16 protein-coding genes and 2 pseudogenes are annotated in these 15,282 nt (G+C 72.9%); 10 read left to right on the plus strand and 8 right to left on the minus strand.

The features are described from left to right. The first annotated feature begins 2 nt into the window (after positions 1-2). The gene (locus tag ACFY3I_RS16215; RefSeq protein WP_390861094.1) at positions 3-2,306 is read left to right on the plus strand and encodes a toll/interleukin-1 receptor domain-containing protein; all 2,304 of its coding nucleotides are present in this window, start codon (positions 3-5) and stop codon (positions 2,304-2,306) included. On the opposite strand, the gene ACFY3I_RS16220 is transcribed toward ACFY3I_RS16215, so the two are convergent. Then, positions 2,284-3,177: a DUF4231 domain-containing protein gene (locus ACFY3I_RS16220; RefSeq protein ID WP_390861095.1), complete on the minus strand. Its 894-nt coding sequence runs from the start codon at positions 3,175-3,177 to the stop codon at positions 2,284-2,286. The two genes, ACFY3I_RS16215 and ACFY3I_RS16220, sit on opposite strands and share 23 nt — an antisense overlap. 79 nt (positions 3,178-3,256) lie before the next feature. Further along, on the minus strand, positions 3,257-3,448 hold the full coding sequence (locus tag ACFY3I_RS16225) for a hypothetical protein (RefSeq protein WP_365290952.1): 192 nt from the start codon (positions 3,446-3,448) through the stop codon (positions 3,257-3,259). Between ACFY3I_RS16225 and ACFY3I_RS16230 the strand changes: the two genes are divergently transcribed. Then, positions 3,432-4,451, plus strand: coding sequence for a hypothetical protein (locus ACFY3I_RS16230; protein WP_390861096.1), 1,020 nt, complete (start codon positions 3,432-3,434; stop codon positions 4,449-4,451). The genes ACFY3I_RS16225 and ACFY3I_RS16230 overlap by 17 nt on opposite strands. Positions 4,452-4,721: 270 nt before the next feature. Here the strand turns inward: ACFY3I_RS16230 and ACFY3I_RS16235 are convergent, their stop codons facing one another. From ACFY3I_RS16235 to ACFY3I_RS16245, 3 genes are read right to left on the minus strand one after another with little or no spacing between them, the layout of a single operon-like run. Further along, positions 4,722-4,979: an Ada metal-binding domain-containing protein gene (locus ACFY3I_RS16235; RefSeq protein ID WP_390861097.1), complete on the minus strand. Its 258-nt coding sequence runs from the start codon at positions 4,977-4,979 to the stop codon at positions 4,722-4,724. 34 nt (positions 4,980-5,013) lie between these two features. After that, complete coding sequence (locus ACFY3I_RS16240) at positions 5,014-5,646, minus strand: LuxR C-terminal-related transcriptional regulator (protein ID WP_390861098.1); 633 nt, start codon at positions 5,644-5,646, stop codon at positions 5,014-5,016. Next, positions 5,646-6,917 (minus strand): sensor histidine kinase, encoded by a 1,272-nt coding sequence (locus ACFY3I_RS16245; RefSeq protein WP_390861365.1) that lies wholly within the window; start codon positions 6,915-6,917, stop codon positions 5,646-5,648. The genes ACFY3I_RS16240 and ACFY3I_RS16245 overlap by 1 nt, the downstream gene beginning before the upstream one ends. 199 nt (positions 6,918-7,116) lie before the next feature. On the opposite strand from ACFY3I_RS16245, the gene ACFY3I_RS16250 reads away from it, so the two are divergent. Next, positions 7,117-7,854: an ABC transporter ATP-binding protein gene (locus ACFY3I_RS16250; protein WP_390861366.1), complete on the plus strand. Its 738-nt coding sequence runs from the start codon at positions 7,117-7,119 to the stop codon at positions 7,852-7,854. Further along, on the plus strand, positions 7,848-10,304 hold the full coding sequence (locus ACFY3I_RS16255) for an ABC transporter permease (protein ID WP_390861099.1): 2,457 nt from the start codon (positions 7,848-7,850) through the stop codon (positions 10,302-10,304). The genes ACFY3I_RS16250 and ACFY3I_RS16255 overlap by 7 nt, the downstream gene beginning before the upstream one ends. Positions 10,305-10,316: 12 nt before the next feature. Here ACFY3I_RS16255 and ACFY3I_RS16260 read toward each other — a convergent pair. After that, a pseudogene (locus ACFY3I_RS16260) lies at positions 10,317-10,645 on the minus strand (SCO4225 family membrane protein). Positions 10,646-10,923: 278 nt separating this feature from the next. On the opposite strand from ACFY3I_RS16260, the gene ACFY3I_RS16265 reads away from it, so the two are divergent. The 4 genes and pseudogenes from ACFY3I_RS16265 to ACFY3I_RS16280 all read left to right on the plus strand — a co-directional run bounded on the left by ACFY3I_RS16265 (position 10,924) and on the right by ACFY3I_RS16280 (position 13,666). Continuing rightward, entirely contained in the window at positions 10,924-11,238 is a 315-nt protein-coding gene (locus ACFY3I_RS16265) for an antibiotic biosynthesis monooxygenase family protein (RefSeq protein WP_390861100.1), read from the plus strand. Between the two features lie 11 nt (positions 11,239-11,249). Then, positions 11,250-11,386: pseudogene (locus ACFY3I_RS16270) on the plus strand (iron-containing redox enzyme family protein); the annotation flags it as partial. Positions 11,387-11,570: 184 nt separating this feature from the next. Next, entirely contained in the window at positions 11,571-11,744 is a 174-nt protein-coding gene (locus ACFY3I_RS16275) for a hypothetical protein (RefSeq protein ID WP_390861101.1), read from the plus strand. 131 nt (positions 11,745-11,875) lie between these two features. Then, positions 11,876-13,666, plus strand: coding sequence for a thiamine pyrophosphate-requiring protein (locus ACFY3I_RS16280; protein WP_390861102.1), 1,791 nt, complete (start codon positions 11,876-11,878; stop codon positions 13,664-13,666). A 134-nt stretch (positions 13,667-13,800) separates the two neighbouring features. Here the strand turns inward: ACFY3I_RS16280 and ACFY3I_RS16285 are convergent, their stop codons facing one another. Beyond that, complete coding sequence (locus ACFY3I_RS16285; protein WP_365290935.1) at positions 13,801-14,031, minus strand: DUF5133 domain-containing protein; 231 nt, start codon at positions 14,029-14,031, stop codon at positions 13,801-13,803. 273 nt (positions 14,032-14,304) lie between these two features. On the opposite strand from ACFY3I_RS16285, the gene ACFY3I_RS16290 reads away from it, so the two are divergent. Next, positions 14,305-14,595: a hypothetical protein gene (locus tag ACFY3I_RS16290; RefSeq protein ID WP_390861103.1), complete on the plus strand. Its 291-nt coding sequence runs from the start codon at positions 14,305-14,307 to the stop codon at positions 14,593-14,595. Between the two features lie 19 nt (positions 14,596-14,614). Further along, positions 14,615-14,827, plus strand: a complete 213-nt coding sequence (locus ACFY3I_RS16295; protein ID WP_390861104.1) for a hypothetical protein — start codon at positions 14,615-14,617, stop codon at positions 14,825-14,827. A 55-nt stretch (positions 14,828-14,882) separates the two neighbouring features. Here ACFY3I_RS16295 and ACFY3I_RS16300 read toward each other — a convergent pair whose 3' ends face one another. Continuing rightward, the gene (locus ACFY3I_RS16300; protein WP_390861105.1) at positions 14,883-15,236 is read right to left on the minus strand and encodes a PRC-barrel domain containing protein; all 354 of its coding nucleotides are present in this window, start codon (positions 15,234-15,236) and stop codon (positions 14,883-14,885) included. Between the last annotated feature and the right edge of the window lie 46 nt (positions 15,237-15,282).

A 15,282-nucleotide genomic window follows, 5' to 3' on the forward strand; every position in this document is an offset into this window, starting at 1 on the left:
CGATGCATCACGTCTTCGTCTCCTACAGCCGACGCGACCAGGCCTGGGTGGACCGGCTCGTCCACGAACTGGACAGACGCGAGGCCAGGTTCTGGATCGACCGCCAGGGCATCCCGTTCTCCGTCCCCTGGCGGGAGGAGGTCGAGGACGCGGTCCAGTCCTGCGACATGTTCCTGGTCTGCGACTCCGAGCACTGGCGCGCGTCCACCCCGTGCGCGACCGAGGCGGCCTACGCGGTGCGCTTCGACAAGGTACGACTGGACGTGGAGGTCGGCCAGGACGTCGACGCCGCGGCCGAGCGGGTGAGCCGGATGCTGCGGCACAGCGGCCGTCTGCACGGGACGGCGACCGAGCTGTCGGTCCGCGCGCGGGACTGGGACCGCGCCGGGCGAGCGGGAAAGGCTCTCGCCCCACGACGCCTGCGCCGACGGTACGAGGCGTCGCGCGGCGAGCGTCGGCTCTCCCCGGTCGAATCGGCCTTCCTGCGCGCGAGCAGGGGCCGCTCCCGTCGGCGGGCCGCGGTGTCCGTGGCCCTGACGTTCCTGTTGGCGCTGGCGTACCTGTCCGCGCGGGTCGCACCTGCCACCGAGAAGGAGGTCAACGCGAGACTGGCGCATCAGGCGGACGTGTATCTGGCCACCCGGGCCGCCCTGAACGTGATCGAGGACGATCCGTACAAGGGGCTGGAACTGGCCGCCGCACGAGGGGGCAACGAGTCCGCGGCATACGCGGTGGTCGCCCAGGAAGCGCTGTCGGTCGGGGTGCCCGACGACGCCTTCACCCTCCCCGATCCGGGCCTGCGATTCACCGACGCGACGGTCTCCGCCCAGGTCCGCGTCACCGCCGAGGACGGTTCCGGCTGGGCGCGTGGCGCGGACGACCGCGACCGGCGCTCGGCCCACCGGGTGTCCGGCGACCCGGCCGCCGGACCGGGCCGGCCGGCCACCGGCGGCGGGAACCTGGACCTGCGCGTGCACGAGGGCAGTGCCCGGGTCCAGGTACTGCGCCGGGGCGAGTTGTGGCGCACCGTCGTTCTCGACTCCGCGGCACGCACGGCCCGGATCTCACCCGACGCCCGGTGGGCGGCGGTCGCCACGGACCGCGGTGTCGCTCTCGTAGACCTGTCCCGCGGCACGGAACGGGACGTACTGCGCGGTGCGCCCGCCCCGGTGACGGACGTCGTGTGGGCCGGGCGGGGCGACCGGATCTGGGCGTTGGCCGGCCGCAGGGTCGTCTCCTGGCCGTTCGCCGACGGAGCGGTCGTACTCGATCTGCCCGACGAATGGTTCCAGGCGGTCCTCCCCGCACGCGATCAGGCTCACCTCTGGGTCGTGAGCAGGTCGGGCAGACTGCGCATGCTCGCGCGTGACTCGGCAGCGGTCGTCCGTACGCTGGACGTCGAAGGCCCGGTGACCTACGCGGCCGACGACCACCGAGGCAGGAACGCAGCCGTGGTCGACGTGGAGGGCGAGCAGGTGCGGATCGTCGACCTCGCCACCGGAGCCACCCACGCCATCGCGGTCCCGGACGACTGCACGCCCGCGAGGCCCGTGTTCTCCCGGACCGGAGCCGAACTGTACGTTCCTTGCCTGTACGGCGACGTCCTCCTGGCCGACGTCCGGTCCCGACGGGTCACGGGGAGGATCGCCGTCCCCGATCCCGGGGTGAACGCGGTGGCCCCCGCCCCGTCCGGAGACCGTCTGCTGCTCGGCTCCGGCTCGGGAGACGTCTACACCGTCGACGCACGGGCCGGCGCGTCTCCCACATGGCTGTACCGGGTGGGCTGCGGACCGGACATCGAAGCCATCGCGACGGGTCCCGGCCCCCGGATCCTCCCGGTCGGCAAGGGGACCGGCCTGAGCGGCTGCACCCAGACGGCCCGTACCGAGGGCGACGGCAGCCTGCGGTGGAACGCGTTCATCGACTCGCCGCCCGACTCCGTACTCGCGCTCGCCGCCGCGTACGACCCCACCGGCAGAGCATTCGCGATCGGATACAGCGACGGATCCGTGTTCCTGCGCCCCAGCGACGGTATCGAACCGCACGAGGTGCTCACCCACATCGCCGGGGGCGTACGCTCCATGCTCACCCTGCCGGCGACGCGATCCGACGGATCCACCGGTGACCTCTACGTCGCCACCCGCGCGGGACTGCTGGTCCGCCTGCCGTGGTGCCCGTCGTGCCTGAGCAACAAGGCGATGGCGCGGGTGGCCGCACAACGGCTGCGGTCCGCCGCCTCCCTCGGGCTGTACACAGCACCGCCGGTGTCCCCCTCGCCGACTCCTACTGCTCGGAACTCCACTTGACCATCCACGTGTCGTTGAGCACCGAGATGACGTGCTCGCACCGACTGACCAGCGTGTCCTCGGCCTGCGCCGACCTGTCCGCGCTCAGCACCCAGTCCGACAGAATGCGTTCCAGTTCGTCCGCGGTGCGCAGGAACTCCAGTTCCTGGTACTCGTACTTGGCGGCCGTGGAATAGGCGACGACCGTGGCCGACACCGTGGCGAGGACCGCCACCCACGCCGCGGCCTCCTCCACCTGGAAGGCGCCGCTCCATGCGCCGAGCAGCACCGCCGTCCCGCCGAAGAGCAGCTCGGCCCGCCGTACGGCTCGCAGACGGGCGCGCATCCACTCGGCCTTGGGCCGGTAGTAGTCGTCGATCTGACCGCGAACCCTGACCCGGATGTAGGTCTCGATGCCGTCGACGTCCGGCAGCGGCCGAGAGTGGTCCAACGGGAAGTCCGCGAGGTGGTGCAGCAGATCGGAGGCGTCGATCCGGATGGCGTCGACGGCATCGCGCAGCACCCTCGCCGCGTGCGGCGACCGATAGGCACCGGCTCCGGCGAGATACGTGTACACATCGGTCTTCAGGGCCTCGCTCACCGAGCGCAGCCGGGTCCAGTCCTGGATCTGAACGCGTCCCGCCCTGCTGTTCAGCACGGTCACCGCCCCTGCGGCGACCGCCGCCCCGAAGGCCGCCCACTGGGCCGCGAGCCGGTGACCGGAGGCGAGTTGCGCGGAGGCCGTGCCGAGCGCGGCAGCCAGAACGAAGCACAGCAGGGAAGCGGCCCGGGCCCTGCCGATCAGACGCTTCCGGCGGTTCGCCGCCCTTGACCAACTGGCCTGCTGTGCCCAGGAGTCCGACACCACCTGAGACGCTCGATCGGGGTGCATGCGCCGATTATGCGGGGTCGAGGCGACGCTCGTCCGACGACCGGAGAACCTCGCTGCTGAGCAGCCGTGCCCGTGCGGTCTACCAGATCAGGCACCAGTACTCGCCGTAGTGCCCGATGCCGATACGCCGGCCCTGCGGTACGAGGTTCGGGTTCGGCTGGCCGACGGTCGACAGCGAGCAGACCGGGTCGCCGACCGCCTTGGCGGCCGCCATCCGCTTGGCCGCCGCCACCGCCTCCGGTGACGTGACCCAGGTGGTCGTTCCCGGCACGGTGCCGGTGGCCGTCGGGGCCGGGGGGGTGGGCACCGGCGGCCGCGGCGGCTGCGAGGTGACCGGGGGCGGGCTCGTCCGCGTCCTCGTGGGGGACGGCGAGGGCCGTGGTGAGGCGGGCCGGGTCGGCGTGGGGGACACCGAGGGCCGCGGTGGGACCGGCCGGGTCGGGGTGACGGACGGAGCGGGCCGGGTCGGCGTGACGGACGGCCGGGGTGTCGAAGTGTGGGGCGGCGTCGGCGTGACGGACGGCCGGGGTGTCGATGTGTGCGGCGGCGTCGGCTTCGTGGTCGGCGTGTGCACCGGCGGCGGGGGAGCCGGGGGCGTCCGGGTCGGTGTGGGCGTGGGTGACACCGGCCGCACGGTCCGGGTCGGTGGGGGCGCGGGCGGCACCGGCCGTACGGTCCGGGTCGGCCTCGGCGCGGGGGTGTACGTGGGTCTCGGCGTCGGCGAGGCCGGGGCGCTCGTGGGCGTCGGCCGCGGCGACGGGGACAGTGACGGACTCGGCGTGGGCGTCGGCGACGACGTCGTCACGGAGGGTGACACCGTCAGCGACGGTGACGGAGTCGAATGGGGGGCGCCGCCACTGTCGGACGACACGAGCGCCCAGGATCCAAGACCTGCCCCCAGGGCGACCACGGCTGCTCCGCCCGCTATCCACGGGATGCGCCGCGACGGTTGCCGGTGCCGGTTCATGGTTCTCACTGTCTATCCGATCGCCGACGGCCTCAAGCCGGAGCCGGACCGCCACGCGACCCCGGCCCGCGCCCGTCCGGCGCGATGCGCGCCGGACGGGCGCCGGGTGAGACCGACGACGATCAGGCCGAGGGCGAGGGCGAACCGGTCGTGGCCGGAGCCGGAGGTCAGCGCGGCGGCACACCGTCGGGTCTGCGGAGACGTGTCGGCCGGCAGCGCGGAGAACCGGCCGATCCGTTCCTCGCGGTCGAGAACCCACTCCTGGCCGAGTCCGCCTTCGGCTCGAAGATCGCCGGGAACCGTGTGAGCCTGTTACCTGGAGCGAGGTGCTTGCGCACCGGAGGTGACCCTCACCGACCGGCGGCGACGGGGCGGACACCGCCCTGCGGGACGCCGACCTGCCGCGCCGCCGCTTGATCGAGGCAGCCGAGCACCGAACCGGGTACGGTCCCGGCCGGCGTGACCACATGTGGGCCGACGTCCGGAAAAACGAGGTGATGGGCCGATCGGGTGACGTCGTGCCGGGTGCCACGGGGCGTCGAGGGAGACGACGCCGGGGACGTGCGGCCGCGCAGGGTCAGACGGTGAGGGGACGGCAGCTCTTGCAGGCCCGGTAACCCGCCTCGCCGGCGTCCTGCGCGGTCCGGAAGTGCACCCGGTGCCCGGGAGTGATGCGACGGGCGTGGGCGCAGGTCGGGTGGCAGTAGACGAAGGTGGTGTCGCTGCCGAGGTAGACCGCCCCGGCCCGGGAGAGTTCCGTGACCCGGCGCATGTCGATGTTCTCGGCGGCAGACCGCTGCCCGGGCTCGTCAGTGCCGCCGGGCTCGGAACACACGTCCGTCACGGTGCGCGCCCCGACCGTGCGGGAGTCAGGCGCGCAGGTAGGTGAGGACGGCGAGGACCCTGCGATGGGTCGTGTCCGTCGGAGGGAGGTCCAGCTTGGTGAGGATGTTGCCGATGTGCTTGCCGACCGCCGCCTCGGACACCACCAGCTCCCTGGCGATCGCCCCGTTGGACCTGCCCTCGGCGATCAGCGCGAGTACCTCGCGCTCGCGCGGAGTGAGCTGCTCCAGCGGATCGCGGCGACGGCGCAGCAACTGGCGCACCACCTCGGGATCGACCACGGTCCCGCCGCCCGCCACCTCGTGCAGAGCCGCCACGAACTCCTCGACCTGGCCGACCCGGTCCTTGAGCAGATAGCCCACCCCCGACCCGTCGCCGGAGTCCAGGAGGTCGGCGGCGTACGTCCGTTGCACGTACTGGCTGAGGACCAGGACCGGGAGGGCGGGGTGCCGCTCGCGCAGCCCTACCGCCGCGTGCAGCCCCTCGTCCTGGAAGTCCGGCGGCATGCGGACGTCCGTCACCACGATGTCCGGCGCATGCCGCTCGACGGCGGCGACCAGCGCCCGCGCGTCCCCGACCGCCGCCACCACCTCGTGGCCGAAACGGCCCAGCAGACCGACGAGCCCTTCCCGCAGCAGCACGCTGTCCTCGGCCAGCACTACGCGGAGCGATCGGCCGCCCGGGTCAACTCGCAAGGGAACTCCACACGCAACAGGGTCGGCCCACCCGGCGGACTGGTCAGGGCAAGTCTGCCATCCAGGACGGACACCCGGTCGGCGAGACCGGTGAGGCCGCTGCCCGCCGAGGCGTCCGCGCCGCCGCGCCCGTCGTCGCGCACCTCCAGGAACAGCCGTCCGGCGCGGTGACCGCCGCTCACCCGCGCGCGGTCGGCACCGCTGTGCCTGGCGACGTTGGCCAGCGCCTCGCAGACCACGAAGTACGCGGCGGATTCCACCGCCCGGGCCGGCCGGCCCGGCAGTTCCAGGTCGACGTCGACGGGGACCACGCAGCGGTCGGCGGCGTCGGTGACCGCGGTCTGGAGGCCGTAGTCCGTGAGGACCTTCGGAAAGATGCCGTGGATGAGCTCGCGCAGCTCCACGAGGGCTCTGCCCGCCTCCGCGTGGACCTTGGCCAGTTGGTCGGCGAGCGGACCGGGCGGGGCGTCGAGGCGGGCCAGCCCCAGTTCCATGGTCAGGGCCACCAGGCGCTGTTGGGCTCCGTCGTGCAGGTCGCGCTCGATGCGCCGTCGCTCGGCCTCGAAGGCCTCGACCAACCGGACCCGGGAGCGGGCCAGTTCGACCACCTCGGCGTCGAGCTCACCCTCCCGTGAGGCGATCAGCAGCCGGGTCAGCTCGGCGCGGGCGCCCGCCGTGACACCGAGCGCGTAGGCGCCCAGGGCCAACAGGACCACGCCCAGGGCGGTGATGCCGAACGCCGTCGGCCAGGCGGTCACCGCCCACTGCTTGAGCACCTTCACCTCGTGGCCGTCGCCCGCCGTGGCCATCAGCACAGGCGTGGCGACCATCGACAGCGGAACGAGCAGAGCGACCGTGACCGCCAGGGCGTCGACCGGCCACAGCAGCCCGGCGAACAGCACCGCGTACCCGAGTTCACGCCAGGTCGCCCGTTCGCGCAGCCGGGTGGACAGCCATGCCCACAGACCCGGCTCGGACGGCACCTCGTGCCGGCCGCACACCGGGTGGCGGTCGATCAGACGCAGCCGGCGGCGCTCCACCCCGGCCACAGGGATCCCGCCGAGTGCGGCCACGGCGAGCAGCGGCAGCCCCACCAAGGCGACGGCCAGCGCACCGCACACCGTGGCCACCGTCACGATCCCCACCAGGACGACGGCGCCGGTGACCGCGCCGGTCAGCAGATACGCGGCGGAACGCCAGGGCCAGGCCGACAGCAGGAAGCCCGGCCGGGACATGGCCTGCCACACATTCCGAGAGTGCATGAGCATGACCGTAGGCGGCCCCGGCGGGCCGGTGCCATCCGCCGGGAGCGCGTATCGGAGGTATGCCTGGCCCTACCCCAGGTCTGGTCCCCGCCGTACTGCGCCCCGAGGGGCTTCCGCGGTTTCGTGGCGGAACCGACGAACCGAGGAGCAGGTACTGGTGGCGGAACACATGACCGGGGACGCGATCCGACTGCGTTCCCTGACCCGGCGGTACGGCTCGGGCGGCACGTCCGTCACCGCCCTCGACGAGGTGTCGCTCGCCTTCCCGAGGGGGACCTACACCGCCGTGATGGGCCCTTCGGGGTCCGGCAAGTCGACGTTGCTGCAGTGCGCCGCGGGCCTGGACCGGCCTACGTCGGGTTCGGTGACCGTGGGGGACACCGAGCTCACCGGGCTGAGCGGGACCAGGCTGACCGTGCTGCGCCGCGAGCGCATCGGCTTCGTGTTCCAGGCGTTCAACCTGCTGCCCTCGCTGACGGCAGAACAGAACGTGGCGCTGCCGCTGCGGCTGGCCGGCCGCCGCCCGGGCAGGGCCCAGGTGCGGCACGCGCTCGACCAGGTCGGGCTGGGCGACCGGGCGCGGCACCGTCCGACGGAGATGTCCGGCGGCCAGCAGCAGCGGGTGGCCCTGGCCCGCGCCCTGATCACCCGGCCCGACGTGCTGTTCGCCGACGAGCCGACGGGCGCGCTCGACTCGCGGACCGGACGCGAGGTGCTCACCCTGCTGCGCGGCATGGTCGACCGCGACGGCCAGACCGTGGTCATGGTCACCCACGACCCCGTCGCCGCCTCCTACGCAGACCGCGTCGTCTTCCTCGTCGACGGCCGTGTCGACGGCGAGCTGACCGGTGCCACCGCCGAGGACATCGCGGCCCGCATGACCACGCTCGAGGCGGCGCCGTGCTGAGCACCACGCTGCGCACCCTGCGCACGCGCTGGGTCACCTTCGCCGGCAGTTTCGTCGCCCTCGCCCTGGGCGTTGCCCTCATCGCCGTGATGGCCCTGGCCCTGGCGTCCTCGCTGAACGCGCCCGGGCGGGGACCGGAGCGGTTCGCCGCGGCACCGGTCGTCGTCAGGGGCCAGGACACCCTCCGGGTGCCCACCCCGATCGGCGTCCGCACCCAGAAGCTCGCCCAGCCGCGCGCGGTGCCCGCCGAAGCGGTCGCGAAGCTGCGGGGACTGGGGACCGTCGTCGCGGACCGGTCGTTCCCCGTGCGGGCCGAGGGCGGCCCGCACGGTCTCGTCGGCCACCCCTGGTCCACGGCGGCCTTCGCGCCGTACGAACTCCACGCGGGACGCGCGCCCCGTGCCGCGGACGAGGTCGTCGTCAGTGGTGACTGGGCCCGTCCGGGCACGCGGGTGCGGACCGAGGCCGGCACCTTCCGCGTCGTCGGCACCGTGACCGGGCTCGGCTTCGAGGACGCCGTGTTCTACACCGACACCCGCGCCGCCGAACTGTCGCCGCCAAGCCGCCAGTTCGTGGTCGACGCCGACCCGGCTGCCGTGCGCGGGGCGCTGCGCGGCAGCGACGGCGTCCAGGTACTCACCGGGAACGCGCGCCGGTACGCCGACCCGGACCCCGACCGCGACGCCGAGGCCCTCACCGCCATGAACGCCATGTTCGGCACGGCCGACGGCGTCGCCGGATTCGTGTCGGTGTTCGTGGTGGCCTCCACCTTCGCCTTCGCGGTCGCCCAGCGGCGCCGCGAGTTCGGGCTGCTGCGCACCGCCGGGGCGACCCCGGGCCAGATCCGCCGCATGGTGGTCCACGAGGCGCTCGCGGTCGGCGTACTGGCCTCGGCCGCCGGTTGCGTGCTCGGTTCCTACGGGGCTCCCGAGCTGGCCCGGTGGGCGGTCGACGCGGGCCTCGCGCCCCGCTGGTTCACGATCGGCGACCACACCTGGCCCTACCACCTGGCGTTCTGGACGGGCCTTTCCGTGGCCCTGTGCGGTGTGCTGGCCGCGTCCCGGCGGGCCGGACGCACCGCTCCCACCGAGGCGCTGCGGGAGGCGGCCGCCGACACCGGGCCCCTGCCACGGGGCCGCCGGCTGGTCGGCGCGGCCCTCCTGATCGCCGCCGTGCTCACGCTGGCCCACTCCCTGGCGACGAACCCGGGTGAACTGCTGCAGCGCAAGAGCTACGTGAGCCGGCCGATGCTGCTGATCACAGCGGTCGCGTTGCTCGCGCCGGTCCCGGTGCGGCACCTGGTCCGGCTGATCACCTGGCTGCCCGCCCGACTGCCGGGCGCCGACGGCATGTTGGTGCGGGAGAACGCGGCCGCCGGGGTCCGCCGCACCGCCGCCGTCGCGGCGCCCGTCCTGGTCACGGTCGCGCTGGCGGGCTCCCTGCTGGGCGCCACCGCGACCCTCGCCGCGGCGAAGGCCGGCGAGGTGCGCGCGCGGACGGCCGCCGACTTCGTGGTCACGCCGGCAGGCGACGCCGGTTTCGACGGGGCATCGCTGCGCAGGCTGCGGGCCGTGCCCGGTGCGGACGTCGCGGCGAGCGCGTCGAGCGCCGTGTACGTCCTGGAGGACGGCGTGGCGCTCGTCAGATCCGATGCCAGGGCCGTGGAGCCGCGACCGCTGGCGGCGACCGCCCGGCTCCCGCTCACCGCGGGCAGGGCACGCGACCTGGACGACGACTCGATCATCGTCAACGAGGAGTGGGAGAGGCACACCGTGGGCGAGCGGGTGGACGTGTGGCTCGGGAACGGCACCAGGAAGTCCCTCAGGATCGCCGCGGTCATGACCACCGGAACCGGCGACAACGGCGTCTACCTCACCCCGCGCAACGCTCCGGCCGCTCCCGTCGACCGGGTCGACGTGCGCCTCGCGCCCGGTGCCGACGCGCGCACCGTGGCGGCCGGACTGCGCCGCGCCGTGCGGGCGTCGGGCGGCGAGGTCCGCACCAGCGACGCCTGGGTGCGGGCGACACGTCCCGGGACCGATCGGACGACCCGGACGGGGTTCTTCCTCGTCCTCGGGATCGCCCTTCTCTACACCGGCATCTCACTGGCCAACACCATGGTCATGGCCACCTCCGACCGGGTCCGCGAACTGGCCCTGCTGCGGCTGGCCGGCGCCACCGGGCGGCAGGTACTGCGGCTGGTGGCCGCCGAGGCACTGGTGGTGGTCGCGGTCGGCGGCCTGCTGGGAGCGCTGGTCGCCGCCCTCGACCTTGCGGGCCTGCGGGGTGCGCTGGCCCTGCTCTCGGTGCGGACGCCCGTCGAGATCCCGTGGGCGGTGCTCGCGGCGGCCGCGGGCGCCTGCGCGGTGCTCGCCGTGACCTCGGCGGTCGTCGCGGCCGCCCACGCCCTGCGCCGCAGCGCGGTGGAGTCGGCGGGAGCGCGTGAGTGACCGGCGCCGCGGTCAGCCGTGGCTCGGGCGGGTACCGCCCCGACTCCGGCCGCGCAGCGCCTCCAGGAGGGCTCCCAGGGCGAACGACTGGACCAGAGCGCTGACGACCACCCCGCCGGCCAGGTACCAGGCGGACGCGTCCAGACCTCCGACCGCTCCGACGACCCCGGCCATCAGCAAGGACGTGGGGGCGGTGAGCAGGAAGGCCAGATCCCGACGATCCCGGGATCCGAGAGCAGCGCGGCGGCCACCTCGAACACGACGGAGGCACCGACGAGTCCCAGATAGACGGCGGAAGCCGCGTTGGCGAAGGTCAGCCGCAGCAGGGTGCGAACGTTCATGGAGTCCCCCAGGTCGTGGTGCGCTCCATACTTCCGACCGGCCGCGGCTCGGGCGTGAGTACCCGTACTCAATCGCCCGCCGGTACACGGACGTCGAGGAGCCGCCCGGGAGGTCCCGCGCGCCGTCCGGGACGCGGTGGTGCGGCACGCTTCGGGGCCACGGCATCCGCCGCTGAGGCCGGTGTGGCGATCCGGCCGTTCGTCGCGCGGGGGACGACCATGGGGTGGCTACGATGCGAAGTGCCGGGCGCGCGCCGTACTGCTGGCGCGGTGTGACGATGCTGGAGGTTGATGTGCCGACCGTCGAACTCACGCGGTTCCGTGTCGAACCCGGACGGGTTGCCGAACTGCTCGGCAGCAGGGCCGCGATGCTCGCGGACTTCCGCGCCGACCGGACCGGCTTCCTGGGCGCCCGTCTGGTCCGGCTCCCGGACGACGAATGGCTCGACATCGTCACCTGGCAGACGTCGGAGGACTTCGCGGCCTCCCGGGAGAAGGGGCCGAACCTGCCGGGGATCGCCGCGTTCTTCGCGGCGATCGCCTCGCTGGTGAGTTCGGAGGAGGGAACCGAACCCGACGTGGACCAGGTCTGAAGCGCTCGCCAACCGTCAACCTGATGTCCCGGTTCGGACTGCACCGGGTGCTGCGCGCGCGCCCGTCGGGCATTGCGCCGCCGTGGAGGTCACCTCGTCCCCGGCCTCGCGCCGTCTCGCCGACGCGATGAGCCGCACCGGCGCGGGGGAGCCACGGCGCTGCGCGGGCGGACCGCCCTGACCTCCTGAGGGCCGTCCTCACGTTTCACGCCGTCCTCGACGGAAACCCAGGGTGGGAAGAAAACCGGGATCCGTTCAGAGGACCCCCACCACGCATCCGTACCGAGGACACGGACCGCGACAGGTCCGACACGGAAGGAAGATGAGCCGCCGTGACCGCGGAAGCAAGCTCCCCGATCGCCGTACGCCGAGCCGAGACCGGCTGGGCGAGAGCACGCCGCCTGCGCGGGCGAGGCATACGAACCTGCCTGCGCGCGAAGTTCGACCAGGACGCGGGGCAGCCGCGGCAGGACGACGACGGGATCATCGTACGGGGTGAGGACTGAGCGCACCTCGCGTGCCGGCGGCGCCGTGGCGCGCCGGGCACGACCGGCGAGAAGACGTTCGCCCCGCGCCGGGCAGCCGTACACGGGCCGCGCCCTGCCTGCCAGGCACCACTCCAGAGAGGTTCCCGCACATGTCGACCAAGGTGTCCGACCACATCCTGCAGCGGTTGCGCGAGTGGGACGTGGAGCACGTCTTCGCCTACCCGGGCGACGGCATCAACGGCCTGCTCGCGGCCTGGGGGCGGGCCGGCGACAGACCCAGGTTCGTCCAGTCCCGGCACGAGGAGATGTCCGCGTTCGAGGCCGTGGGCTACGCCAAGTTCTCCGGCCGGGTCGGGGTCTGCGCCGCGACCTCCGGGCCCGGCGCCATCCACCTCCTCAACGGCCTGTACGACGCCAAACTCGACCACGTGCCGGTGGTCGCGATCGTCGGGCAGACCAACCGCAGCGCCATGGGCGGCTCCTACCAGCAGGAGGTCGACCTGCTGAGCCTCTACAAGGACGTCGCCTCCGACTTCTGCGAGATGGTCACCGTCCCCGAGCAGCTGCCCAACGTGCTGGACAGGGCGCTGCGCACCGCCCTGGCACGGCGTTCGCCGACCGCCGTCATCGTGCCGGCCGACGTCCAGGACCTGGACTACTCACCGCCCGAGCACGCCTTCAAGATGGTCCCCTCCAGTCTCGGCATGCCGCACTACGCCCCGGTCCCCGACGACGACGACCTGCGGCGCGCCGCGGACGTGCTCAACTCCGGTGGGAAGACGGCGATCCTGATCGGACAGGGCGCGCGGAGCGCGCGGGCCGAGGTCGTCCAGGTCGCCGACCGGCTCGGCGCCGGGATCGCCAAGGCGCTGCTCGGGAAGGACGCCCTCGACGACGAACTGCCCTACGTCACCGGGGCCATCGGGCTGCTCGGCACCCGGCCGTCGTACGAGCTGATGCGGGAGTGCGACACCCTCCTGGTGATCGGATCCTCCTTCCCCTACACGCAGTTCCTGCCGGAGTTCGGCAAGGCGCGTGCCGTGCAGATCGACATCGACCCGCACATGGTCGGACTGCGCTACCCATTCGAGGTCAACCTCGTCGGCGACGCCGCCCGGACCCTGCGCCGGCTGCTGCCGCTGCTGGAGCCCATGGAGGACCCCTCCTGGCGTACGAAGATCGAGAACAACGTCAGGGACTGGTGGGAGGTCATGGGGCGGCGGGCCGCCGTAGCGGCGCAGCCGATCAACCCGGAGTTCGTCACGCACGCCCTGAACGGACTCCTCCCGGACGACGTGATCCTCTCCGCTGACTCGGGTTCGGCGGCCAACTGGTACGCGCGGCACCTGAAACTGCGCGACGGCATGCGCGGTTCGCTGTCCGGGACACTGGCCACCATGGGACCGGGCGTGCCGTACGCCATCGGTGCCAAGTTCGCGCACGGCGGCCGGCCGGCGATCGCCCTGGTCGGCGACGGGGCGATGCAGATGAACGGCATGGCCGAACTGATCACCGTCGCCAGGTACTGGCAGGAGTGGGCGGATCCCCGACTGATCGTGGCCGTCTTCAACAATCGTGACCTGAACCAGGTGACCTGGGAGATGCGCGCGATGCAAGGAGCCCCCCAGTTCCTGCCCTCGCAGTCCCTCCCCGACGTGCGGTACGCCGACTTCGCCCGCTCGCTGGGTCTGGACGGCATGCGGATCGAACAGCCGGAGGGCGTGGCCGGCGCCTGGGAGGCCGCGCTCGCCGCCGACCGGCCGTGTGTGCTCGACTTCGTCACCGACCCCGCCGTACCGCCGATCCCGCCGCACGCCACCCTCGACCAGATCGAGGCCGCGGCCTCCGCCGTCCTCAAGGGCGACAGCGACCGGGCCGGCATGGTCCGCCAGGGCCTCAAGGCCAAGGTGCAGGAGTTCCTGCCCGGCGCTCACCGGTGACCGCCGACCGCGGCGGCCCGGCGCCCACCGGGCCCCGCCCGGAGGTGTGAGCCGGTCCGCATCAGCCCGGGTGGACCTCGTAGTGGCTGTCGGTGTCGCCGAGGGGGCGTGGCCGGGGCGTCGGCGGTGTGGGGTCAGCCTGCGTCGAGCACGGAGTCGTCCTGGGGGCGGGCGCCGGGGAGGTGGTGGCGGGCGGCGACGAGGGCGCTGTCGACGTCCCCGGTACCGGTCGAGACGCACAGCGTGTAGGCGATGTCGTTCATGCGCCGCCTGGCCGCGGGGCTCCCGTTCTCGGCGTGCAGGGCGCGCAGCGTCTCGTACTGCTCGACCATGTCTTCCAACACCGCGGGGTGAGCCATCAGCACCGGAGTCCTCCGTTCACGTGAACCTGCCGTACGCGCTCCGGTTACCCCCGGCCCGCACGCCTACACGGTGGGTCGTGGGACCGGTGGGACGACTCCCCGGCCGTCCGGCCCGGATCAGCGCCCGTCCTCAGGACACCGGCGTCAGATGCGTACCGCCCGGGTACTCGGTGGCCAGTCCGTCCGTTCTCCGGAAGCGAGTAGGCCATGGTCGTGCAGCATCCCGCCGAGAGGGGCCGAGGAGGGTTCGAGCGGCTCTCGGAATCCGCCTCGAACGTGACGTGCTCTCCCGCGTTCTACGGACTCTGTCTGCTGCTGGTCGGCTTCTTCGTGGCGTCACACGTCGCCGGTCTGTCCTTTTCGCAGCAGATGCTGGCCGGAGATCTCATGAGCTGCGTGACGCTGCTCCTGCTGGCGCTGCTGAAGAACTCCGAGCGCCGGGCCGAGCGCGCGATCCAGCGGAAACTCGACGCGATCGCGGCGGCGCTCCTGGAACAGAACGAAGGAGCTTCGCGCAAGGCCCGGAAGGACCTGCGGGAGGCGGTCCGGATGGAGGAAGACCTCTAGGGATCCCGGCCGCGGACTCGTGCGGGTCGCCGAAGAGGCCGACGCCTGGGAGGGCCGCCGTGCGGAGCCGCTCGCGATCACCGGCCGAGCCGTCACCGTCGACCTTGCGCTGATGCCTCTGATCATGGAAGTGCGCGGCGCCCGGCCGGGGCTCCGGCGCGTGCTCGAACTGACCGGCGCCGACGCCCTGTTCCGGCGGACGCTGCCGGCCCTACCGCCTGCCGCCGCGTGAAAAGGCGGCCGACCGCGTTCGCCGCGGTCAGCCGCCGGTACGCGAAGCCCAGGAGTCACATGGGGTGGCGGTTGGTGTAGTAGGAGCCCACCTGCTCGTAGTAGCCCGCGTCGCCCACATGCCTTTCCTTCTCGAACTCCGGCGAGTTCCTGATCTCGTCCTTGGTGAGGTCGACGAAGATCTTCCGTTCGGTCTGGTCGATGGTGCGTACGGTGCCGGCCGGCAGCAGCACGTGCTTGCCGAAGATCCAGACGCCGGTGTCGACCACCAGGTAGGAGGAGTCGACCTCGTCCGAGTGCTTGTCGACCTTGCCGATCCCCCCGTCCGTGGCCTCGACCTTGTACCCGATCAGGTCGATGCCGGCCGCGTGACCGGAAGTCGGCAGGTAGCCCCAGATGTTCTCGGTCATAGAACTCGCTCCCTCGCGGGAATGCGTTGAATGCCGGACGGTTCTC

Source organism: Streptomyces sp. NPDC001068 (genome assembly GCF_042897315.1).
Taxonomy (GTDB): Bacteria; Actinomycetota; Actinomycetes; order Streptomycetales; family Streptomycetaceae; genus Streptomyces.